We start from the raw sequence: 9,604 nt of genomic DNA, 5'->3' as shown, positions 1-9,604 counted from the left end.
ACCCCGCCCAACCCACACCGCCACGCCGGACACCAACACCACAAACAAGATCAACTTAAGCTACACGGCATTGGGTTCTAACCGGGATAAACACTCACGAGGCCGCAGCCACCTCCGCCGCTGCTTCCGGTTCCTCCGGAGCCACCGCCGGTTTGCGCTGCAACCGGGTCAGCGCGACGCCGACGAGCACCACGAGCATGCCCGCGATCACCCGCAGGTTCAGCTGCTCATGCAGGAACACCGCGCCCAGCAACACCGACACCACCGGCAGCAGATAGCCGACCACCGACGCGGCTACCGCGCCTTCGCTCGCCAGCAGCTGGTAGTTGAGCGCGAAGGCGATCCCGGTCGAACCGAGGCCGAGGATCACCATCGCGATCACCGCGACCGGGCTCAGGTGCACCGGAGTGAATCCGCCGAACGGCATGGCCAGCACCAGGAAACCCGTGGCCAGCAGCATCTGCCCGGCGGCGATCGCGTACGGCGAGGAGCCGGTGTTCGACAGGTACCGTCCTTCGTAGACGAACGCGAACCCGTAGCTCGCCGCTGCGGCGAGGCAGGCCAGCGCGCCCCAGCTGAGCAGTCCGGATGCCTGCCACGGCGCGAAAATCAGCAGGATTCCGCCGAGCCCGAGCACCAGGCCGGCGATCCGCGTGGCGTTCATCCGGTTCGACGCCCCGAGGAACGGGGCCGCTACGAGCACCCAGAGCGGGGTGGTGGAGTTCAGCACGCCGGTGATGCCGGAGTCCACAGTGGTCTCGCCGACCGCGAAAAGCAGGAAGGGCAAGGCATTGTGGAAGAACGCCGCGACGAGCAAGTGTCCCCAGGTGCGTCGTTCCGCGGGCAGGCTCCGGCGGCTGATCAGGCACAGCGCCAGCAGCACTGCCGCGCCGAGCACGAGCCGCGCCAGCACTAGTTGCACCGGAGAAAACGCCGCGAGTCCGAGCTTGATCCAGAAAAAACTCGAACCCCACATCAACGCGAGCGCCGCGATCCTCAGCAGCGTCTTCGTCTCGCCCACCCCAGGTTCCTCCTTCGCCTCAGCAGCCAGCTTCGCCGCGGTGAGGTGTAAGGACAAGCGAAAATAACTGCAGGGACGGTTAAGCAAAGCTGTAGGATCGAGACCATGCTCGATGTACGGCGCATGCAGGTGCTGCGCGCGGTGATCACGAGCGGTTCGATCACTGCTGCGGCAAGGAATCTTGGGTACACGCCGTCGGCGATCAGCCAGCAGCTGGCGGTGCTCGAACGCGAGGCGGGCACGCCGTTGCTGGAACGCGTCGGCCGCGGCGTCCAGCCGACTCCGGCCGGAACGCTGTTGTCCGAACACGCCGAGACGCTCAGCGCGGAGCTAGCCCGAGCCGAGGCCGCGCTCACCGAGCTGAAGGAAGGCCGTACCGGCAAGCTCGCCATCCGCTACTTCGCCACGGCGGGCGCGACGATGGTGCCATACGCGGTGGCCGCGCTGCGTCGCGAACATCCCGGCGTGTGGCTCGATCTCAAGCTCATCGACCCGGGTGACCCGCTCACCGAGGTCGAAGAAGGCCGCGCTGACCTGGCGATCATCGTGTACCCGCGGCCGTCGGAGCCGGGCCGGGGCATCGAACTGGTGCCGCTGCTGGACGACCCGTACCGCGCGGTCCTGCCGCGCGCGCACCGGCTGGCCCGCAAACGCGTCCTCGACCTGACCGATCTCGCCGACGAACCGTGGGTCGGCGTCGATCCGATCCCCGGCGCGTGCCGAGCGATCCTGGAAGGTGCCTGCGCGTCGGCCGGTTTCCACCCGAACGTGGTGGTCGAGTCCGAGGACTACCCGTCGGCACAAGGGTTCATCGCCGCCGGGCTCGGCGTCGGGCTGGTCCCGGAGCTGGGACTAGGGACGCCACATCCGGGCGTGGTGGTGCGCCGCGTCCGCAATCCGCAGCCGAGCAGGCACATTCACGCCGCGGTGGCCGCGCGGGTCGCGGGAAGTCCGGCCGTGCAGACGTTCCTCGAAGCCATGCAAGAGGCGACCGAGAACGTCGCCTGACGCTGGCTCAGACGAACAGCAGCTGCGAAATGCCGATCCCGATCAGGATCGCGCACAGGATCGCCGCGACCGTGAGGATGATCCGTCGACGCGCGGCTGCCTTCTCCCGAACAGCCTGCGCGGACGCGGCTTGCTGCGCCGGGGTGGGCGTGTAGCGAGCGGTCGGCGGCTGCATCGCTTGCTGCTGCATCGGCTGCGCCGGAGCGGGAGCCTGCGGCACCTGCTGGACCGGAAGCTGCATCAGCGGTGCCGGTTGCTGCGGTGGCAGGATCTGCTGGGTAACGTCCGGCCGGATCTGCTGCGTGGCCTCGGGCAGATTGGGCTGCTGCGTCGGCACCGGCCGCGACGCCGGAACGGTCGGCAGCGCGGGCGCGGTCGGCGGGATGAACGCGGTCTGCTCACGCCCGACGGTGATCGCCTTCAGCGCGTGCACGGTGTCGTCCATGGTCGGCCGGGCCGACGGATCGGCGCGCAGCATCTTCTGCAACGCACCGGCGAGCGGGCCCGCGTTCTCGGGCGGCCGCTCCGGGGACTGGCCGTCGTCGCCGAACGGCGGCACGCCCTCGACCGCCGTGTACAGCGTCGCGCCCAGCGAGAACACGTCTGCAGCTGCAGACGGGGGAGCGCCTCGGGTGACCTCAGGCGCCCGGTAGGCGGCGTGCGGACCGCCGCCGGTGATGCCGATGTCGGTCAGCTTGACGCTGCCGTCGTCCGCGAGCAGCACAGTGTTCGGTTCGAGCGTGCGGTGGACGATGCCCGCCGAGTGGATCGACGCCATCGCGTCGCCGAGCTGGATGCCCAGGAACGCGGCCTGTTCCGGCGTGAGGCGGCCGTGCTCGCCGAGGAACACCGACATCCCGCGCGACGGGATGTACTCCATCACCAGCCACACGTCTTGGCCGTCGGGCAGCACGTCGTACACCGTGATCGCGCACGGATGGTCGATCCGGGCCGCGGCCTTGCCCTCTTCCATCGCCATCGCGCGGGCCTGTTCGGCCCGCTCCGGCGGCAGGCCGACGGGCAGGTACATGCGTTTGACGGCGACGGTCCGGAACAGCCGCGTGTCGAACGCGAGCCACACGATGCCCGCGCGACCGCGCCCGATCGGCTGGTCGAGCCGGTACCGCTCGCCGACGATGCTGCCTTCTGAACTCAATGCTGTCCCTGGATCGCTTAGCTGGTCGCGCTAGCTGTCGGCGACGCCGGAGGTGAGGTATCCGACGGCTTCGGCTTGGTAGCCGACGTCACCGGCGAGTCTCGTGTCCTCGACGGCTCCTGCGTCGGAGTGTCCTCCGCCGTAGTGGCCCGCCGCGAGTGCCGCGTCGACTGGGTCTCTCGTGGTGCGCTTTCCCGGAAAGACGTAGGCGGGGACGTAGTGGTTGCTTCCGAAGGCGGCTGTGTGACGGACGTCGGAGCGACCGCGGACGACGAAACGGGCGGCGCCGGCTGCGAGGCGTCCGGCGGATTGCCCGGCGTCAGCAGCCACACGCCAAGCGCGACCAGGCCGGCCACCACGACACCGCCGATGAGCGCGGGCTTCTTCCACGCACCGGGCTTCTCGCCTTCGTCGTCCTCGGGCGCGGTCTGCACCCGGGTCCGAGGCGCGGGGTCCTCCTCGTACGGATCGTCCTCGAAGTGCTCCGGCACCTGGACCGCGCGCGTAGCGGCGAGGCCGTTGCGGCTCGGGTCGCCGTAGAGCGGCGGCTCCTGATAGCCACCCTGCTGGTAGCCGTGGTCGTCGTAGTCGTCCTCCGGGTAACCGGAGCCCGGCGGGTACGGGGCCTCGTCGTAGTACTGCTGCGCACTCGGGTCGTATTGCTGGGTGACGCCCGGGTTGTCGAGGAGCGTGCCGGAGTGGCTGGCCTGCTCGTCGTCGTGGTGCAGCAAACCGGCCGCGGCCGCGCCGCCCGCCGCACCGAGCGCTGCCGCGCCGAGGGTGCCCGAGGACGAGGCCATCATCGTGTCGCCGGCAGGACCGCCGAGCGGGGTCTCGCCGCGCGCGACCGCGGACAGCAACTCCTCGCATTCGTCGGCGGTGGGCCGGTGCTGGGTTTCCGGGTGCAGCAGAACCGCGAGCACGCTCGCCAGCGGACCGGACTGCCGCGGCGGGTTGATCTGCCCGGCGGCGACCGCGTGCAGCAGGCTCAGCGTGTTCTCGGACAGGCCGAACGGCGGCTGTCCCTCGCAGGCGGCGTACAGCGTGGAGCCGAGCGAGAAGACGTCCGATTCAGGCCCGGGGTCGCCGCCGATCGCGACCTCGGGGGCCAGGTAAGCGGGGGTGCCGGCGATCATCCCGGTCTTGGTGACCGTGACGTCGTCCTTGGCGCGCGAGATGCCGAAGTCGGTGATCTTCACGGTGCCGTTGCCGGCGAGCAGGATGTTGCCCGGCTTGATGTCGCGGTGCACGATGCCGACCGCGTGCGCCTCGCGCAGGGCGGCGGCGATCTGCGCGCCGATCCGGGCGACCTCCAGCGGCGGCAGAGTGCCTTTTTCCTGCAGCACCTGCGCCAGGCTGGTGGAAGCCAGGTATTCCATGATCAGGCAGGGCTGGCCGTTGTCGTCGGTGACGACGTCGAACACGGTGATCGCGTTCGGGTGGTGCAGCCGGGCGGCGATCCGCCCCTCGCGCATGGTGCGCTGCCGGGCGTCCTCCGCCTCGTGGTTCTCCAGCCCGGGCTGGAGAAGCAGTTGCTTGATGGCGACCGTACGGCCCAGCACCTCGTCGTGGGCGCGCCAGACGGCCCCCATCGCGCCGGAACCGATCTTTCCGACGATCCGGTACCGGTCGGCGACCAGACGACCCTCGTCGCTCACGCGACCTCCCTTTGGGGCTCCGACTTGCCGGGGCGGGACTTGTCTACCCCAAAGGGGTGACTTCGAACCCGCCGCGGCACCGGAGCGTAGGCACCTGCTGTGGACCGTGTGCCGGTTTTGCCGAGACCGACCCGTGACAAGGCTAGGCGCTCACTCTGCGCACACGCACGCGGCACACTTCGGGCGTCCGGGCACAACCACGTTCGCGCAGGTCAGGAGTAGACCGCGGACAGGACGCGGGCCTGGGAGATCACATCCTGCTCGACGACGTCGAACAATTGGGTCACGCGGACCAGGGTGCCGTCGGCCTGATGGACCAGCGCCACGGCGAAGACCGAACCGTCGTCCTGGACGTGCAATTCCTGGACGTCGATCGAGTCGGCCCCGCTCCACGCGCGGACCAGATCGCCCGTTTCGCCGCGCGCGACGCTCGGCGTGAGCAGCGAAAGCGCGTTCTCCGGGTGATGGTCGATCGAGGCGTAGAACTTGCGCACCGCTTCGAGCTTCACCGGATCCGGCGCGGCCGCCGACGAGGTGGCGGACTTCGTGCGCGACTCCGACGAGGACGGGGTACTCGGCACAGCCGACGACGAGGTGCCGGAGGTGGTTTGCGGAGTCGTGGCGCCCGAACTCGACGGCGTAGTGGCCGCCGAGTCGGTCTGCTTGGACTGCGTCGTGCTTTCGCTCTGCCCCGACGTCGTGCCGCCGGACGAGTGGCTCTTGCGCTGCTGCGGCACGGCCTGACCGCCGAGCGCGGCCGCGCCGCTGAATCCGGCGGGCATCGCGGCTTTCCCGGCGACCGGAACGGCGGGCCGCGGGCCGCCGCTGAGCAGCGAGGCGGTGACGACGGCGCCGGCGACGAGCGCGCCTGCCCCGACGAGCCCGGCCAGCTTCGCGCGACGGGCGAGCTTGCTTTCGGGCTGCTCGGCCGGTTCCTGTGCCCGGACGACCGGGCGGAGGGTGCGCGGCGGCAGGTATTTCTGCGGTTCGCGGAACACCTGCTCGAGATACTCGCGGTCGGCTTCGGCCACGTCCTCGAGCAGTTCCGGCGGGATCACGTCCTCGACGCGCACGGCGTCGGGTTCTCGCCGGGTTCGCTGCCGTTCAAGCACGAAAATCCTCGCTCTGGGGTTCGGGGCGGGACACGACACGGTGGCGGTGTCCCCGGGGCGGCCCGGACTGCCGATTCGTGGTCGGCGCCAGACCTCGTAGTCGCCAGGTAACCCTGTGCCGACAGGCGGCCGCCAGACTCCGTCGCCGGAATGCCGCCGTCGTACGACGAACGGCAGCTTATGTCACCCGACCGGAGGAGGGAACAACCGCTCACCGCTCCGCACGTGCATCGGCATTTGCAGACAGTGTGCTGGTCAGCGGCCGTCGTCGGTGATCTTGCCGTTGTCGTCGAAGGTGAGCGTCTGCTGCTCGGTGCTCTTGCTGCCGTCCTGGTGCGTGACCTCGACGGTGTTCACCGTGGTGCCGTGCTGCGGGTCGATGGTGACCTTCTTGACCTCGAAGTACGCGACGTTGGCGTAGCGCTTGCGCAGGCCCTGCGGACCCTGCTGCTTGAGGTCGCCGGAGGTGACCGACGAGGCCGCCGACGGGTCGGTGGTGACGTTGTTGAAGAACTTCTCCGAGTTGTTGCCCATGGTGTTCGGGTCGGCGGCGGTATAGACCGGCGGCTCTTTCGTTTCCCGCTGAGCGGGAGTGACCGGCGGCTTCTCCGGCGGCTCGCTCGACGAGGGCGAGTCCGTGGTGGTCGGCGCGGACGTCCTGCTGCCGGTGCCGGGCCCGGACGGCGTGGTCACGTCGGCGGAGTCGCTGCTCGCGGAACTGCTCGGACTGGAGTCCTGCTGCGGGTGCGTGCCGTTGTCCGAGGTGACGCCGTCGGGGCTGGTGCTGGCGCCGCTGTGCGGGCCGTTGCCGCCGACCCCTCCGTGCTGCCCGTTCGGGATGAGCGCGCTGAGGTTCGGGTTTCCGCCGTTCTGCCGGCCGGGCCAGCCGCCGCCACCGACCGCGTCGGTCGTCGTCGTGGTGGGCCCGCCAACCAGGAAGGTCCCGGCGAACAGCAGCCCGACGACCACCGCGCCGGACGCGCCGGTGGCGAACCACGCGGCCTTGCGCCAGGTCTTCGGCGGGGTGACCGACGCGGGCACCGAGCCGAGATCGAACGTGCCGAGCCCGTCCAGCAGCGGCGCGGCGTACACGCGCACCTCGTCGTCCTGGTGCTCTTGTTTCTCCCGCGTCGAGACGGCCGGTTCGCCGAGGGTGATGCGCTGGCGCCGGGGAGGTTCTTCCTCGACCGGGTTCAGTTCGACGCGTTCGCGGGGGCTGTCCGGCCGGTTGGCCAGCGCGGCGGAAGTAGTGGCGACGCGTTCCTGCCGGGTGCGCCGGGTCGGCTGGGGGAGCGCGCTTTCCGGCGGGGCGAAGGCGCGGTGCTCCTCGGGGATCCGGTTCTGCGGAGGCGCGAAGGCGGCCCGGGATTCAGGCTGCCTCGCCAGCGGGGCTTGACGGCCTTGCGATTCGGTTCGGCGGCTCTGCGGTTCTCCTGGCTGGCCAGGAGAAACGACGGACTGACGGGGCTCGGCCAGCCGATCCGGGACGGCGGCCTGGCGGCGCGGAGGTTCGACGGGGGCTCGGCGGCCCTGCGGCTCGACCGGCGCCCGGCGGCGCTGCGGCTGCGGCAACGGAGGCTCGCCGAGCGGCAACGTGCCGCTCGCGGTGGGGAAAACCGGCTGGTTCGGGGCCGGGCGGTTCCCGTCGTCGGGCACCCGGTTAGCGCGCGGAGCAGGTGCGCCGCGCTGCTGTGGATTCTCGCTGCCCCGCTGAACCGGAGCGCCCGGAGCGGTGCGGTGCCGGTGATGGCCGGCGGCGCGGGGCGGCACCACGGGAGTCCAGGTGCCGTCGGCGCGGACTCGGTGCCGTCCGGGGACGGTGACCTCGGCGTCCGGCATCGCGCCGGGACGGTCAGCGCGCCGCGAACCGCCCATCGTGTTTCCCGTCATGCCGGTCCGACCCCTCCGCGAGAGGGGCGTGACGGCGCCGGGGTGCTCGTCAACCCGAACGGAGCAGGCGAGCGGAGAACGGCGCTTGCGTCCACACTTGCGAACTCCCGAGCAAATGCACGCGCACGCGGAGAACGGCGCGCGGAGCCGCAGCTCCCGCGCGTCCTCCGGGCATAGCCCGGCGTAGACGCCAGGGTCCTCACGAGCTTCACAGTAGGAAACCGGCAGGCGAATGTCTTCACCCATCCTGCAACTTGCACCGGTTTCACTCGACCGGGCGCGCCCGAACGGGCGGCACGTCACGCAGCGCAGCATGCCGCCCGGTATTTCCCCAGTTCGGGGGCTAATCAGCCGCCGCTGCGGTACTTCGCCTGCGTCGACTGGAGGGCCTTCACCGAAGTCGCGCCGCTACCGACCGCGATGACGATGGCGAGGACGTCCAGCACGACGTTGCCGGAAGTGAGCAGCCAGGCGAACAGCGAGGCCGCGGTGGCACCGCCGGCCAGTGCCCAGCGGCCGCGCACGTACTGCGCCACCGGAGCCCCGCCCGCCCGCTTGCCGGCCGCGTTGTTCAGCATGGCCAGGTAGCCGACGTGGCCGAGGGACGCCAGCACGCTCGCGATAGCGATGATGACGGCGATGATGTTAATCATGTGTCCAGTCTGCCCGGTTTCCGTGCGGTGCGAATCGGGGATGCCCCGGATACCGGGTCAGCGGCCCAGCCTGCCGCGGCCGAGATTCAGCAGCAGCATCGCCAGCTGACGGCCTTCCGGGCCCAGTTCGCGGTAGCGCGCGAGCACGTCCATCTCGCGGTTGTAGACGATTTTCGTGCCGCCCGCGGCCATCCGGGCCGCGCCGATGGTCTTCGAAACCTCGACCCGGCGTTTCACGAGCCGGAGGATTTCGGAGTCGAGCCAGTCGATCTCCTCGCGAAGCGACGAGATGTCGTCGCCCGCCGGGGTGTGCTCGGCGGGCTGTCCGTCGGCGTTCTGCGTCTGCGCGTTCATCGGGACCTCTCTGAAGTCCGGACTCCCCATGGCCCTGGGACGGCGAAAGCCCCGGGTCCAGTGGACTCCGGGGCTGCGGGTGATGGCGGGTGGGGCACTACGCGATCACGGGAGCCGGAGTCCGGGTCCCGTAAAAAAATCGCTCGCTGCTGTGCCGCACGGGTTCAGTATGGCACAGGCGCGCCCGGTCGCCGCCGGAACGCCCGCACCCGCGCGTGCAGCACCAGGCTGATGAACAGCCAGAACAACGGCATCGCCGGCCAGAAGAACAGCGCGCCGCCGATCGCCCAGCGGACGATCATCAAGGTCGCGAGCACCGCGACGATCCCGAGGTGGACGCGCAACGCCGGATGTTCGCGCAAGGCGGCCCGGGTGAGCGGCCAGCCGCCGCCGCGCGGTCGGGCCGGGGCCGGGCGGGGAAGGTCGGAGGTGAGTTCGCCGAGTTCGTCGGTATAGCGGACGGCGTAGACCGCGCGCAGCCGCTCTTCCACCTCTTCGAGAGTGAGCCGTCCTTCGGAACCGGCGGCCTGGATGGTCTCGGCGACGCGCTCGCGATCGCCGTCGGAAGCCCTCAGCCGGGCGGGAATCTTGTCGTCCATACCGTTCGATGCTCCGCGCCGCGGGGGCCTCGCGCGTCGGGCGCGAGGCGACACTGCGGCGTACGTCGACAAGCGCAGGCCGACCCCGTGGCTGTTCCGGGACTGTCGTACCCCCGGGGTAGCGTTGACAGACGATGGACACCCTCTTCGATC

The 9,604-nt window shown here is 70.4% G+C and carries 9 protein-coding genes; 1 reads left to right on the top strand and 8 read right to left on the bottom strand.

Annotation, left to right across the window (positions count from 1 at the left end; translation table 11 throughout):
• Nucleotides 1-94: 94 nt before the first annotated feature.
• Nucleotides 95-1,021 carry a DMT family transporter gene (locus D0D37_RS44210; RefSeq protein WP_116206533.1) on the bottom strand — a complete coding sequence of 309 codons (927 nt, stop codon included), beginning with the start codon at nt 1,019-1,021 and terminating at the stop codon, nt 95-97.
• A 105-nt stretch (nt 1,022-1,126) separates the two neighbouring features.
• Between D0D37_RS44210 and D0D37_RS44205 the strand changes: the two genes are divergently transcribed.
• A complete protein-coding gene (locus tag D0D37_RS44205; RefSeq protein WP_116206532.1) occupies nt 1,127-2,029 on the top strand; it encodes a LysR family transcriptional regulator in 903 nt (300 codons plus the stop codon).
• A 7-nt stretch (nt 2,030-2,036) separates the two neighbouring features.
• Here the strand turns inward: D0D37_RS44205 and D0D37_RS44200 are convergent, their stop codons facing one another.
• The 7 genes from D0D37_RS44200 to D0D37_RS44170 form a co-directional block, all read right to left on the bottom strand.
• The gene (locus D0D37_RS44200; RefSeq protein WP_116206531.1) at nt 2,037-3,185 is read right to left on the bottom strand and encodes a serine/threonine-protein kinase; all 1,149 of its coding nucleotides are present in this window, start codon (nt 3,183-3,185) and stop codon (nt 2,037-2,039) included.
• A gap of 17 nt (nt 3,186-3,202) precedes the next feature.
• On the bottom strand, nt 3,203-4,843 hold the full coding sequence (locus tag D0D37_RS44195) for a serine/threonine-protein kinase (RefSeq protein ID WP_116206530.1): 1,641 nt from the start codon (nt 4,841-4,843) through the stop codon (nt 3,203-3,205).
• A 212-nt stretch (nt 4,844-5,055) separates the two neighbouring features.
• Nucleotides 5,056-5,955 carry a hypothetical protein gene (locus tag D0D37_RS44190; RefSeq protein ID WP_116206529.1) on the bottom strand — a complete coding sequence of 300 codons (900 nt, stop codon included), beginning with the start codon at nt 5,953-5,955 and terminating at the stop codon, nt 5,056-5,058.
• A gap of 255 nt (nt 5,956-6,210) precedes the next feature.
• Nucleotides 6,211-7,845, bottom strand: a complete 1,635-nt coding sequence (locus D0D37_RS47700; protein WP_244223893.1) for a hypothetical protein — start codon at nt 7,843-7,845, stop codon at nt 6,211-6,213.
• Between the two features lie 347 nt (nt 7,846-8,192).
• Entirely contained in the window at nt 8,193-8,498 is a 306-nt protein-coding gene (locus D0D37_RS44180) for a hypothetical protein (protein ID WP_116206528.1), read from the bottom strand.
• 57 nt (nt 8,499-8,555) lie between these two features.
• Nucleotides 8,556-8,852 carry a chorismate mutase gene (locus D0D37_RS44175; RefSeq protein WP_116206527.1) on the bottom strand — a complete coding sequence of 99 codons (297 nt, stop codon included), beginning with the start codon at nt 8,850-8,852 and terminating at the stop codon, nt 8,556-8,558.
• A gap of 164 nt (nt 8,853-9,016) precedes the next feature.
• Entirely contained in the window at nt 9,017-9,451 is a 435-nt protein-coding gene (locus tag D0D37_RS44170; protein ID WP_116206526.1) for a DUF1707 SHOCT-like domain-containing protein, read from the bottom strand.
• Between the last annotated feature and the right edge of the window lie 153 nt (nt 9,452-9,604).

Source organism: Amycolatopsis circi (genome assembly GCF_003385235.1).
GTDB lineage: Bacteria > Actinomycetota > Actinomycetes > Mycobacteriales > Pseudonocardiaceae > Amycolatopsis > Amycolatopsis circi.
Note: the sequence above shows the minus strand (reverse complement) of the source record. Positions and strands in the feature narration are given on the sequence as shown.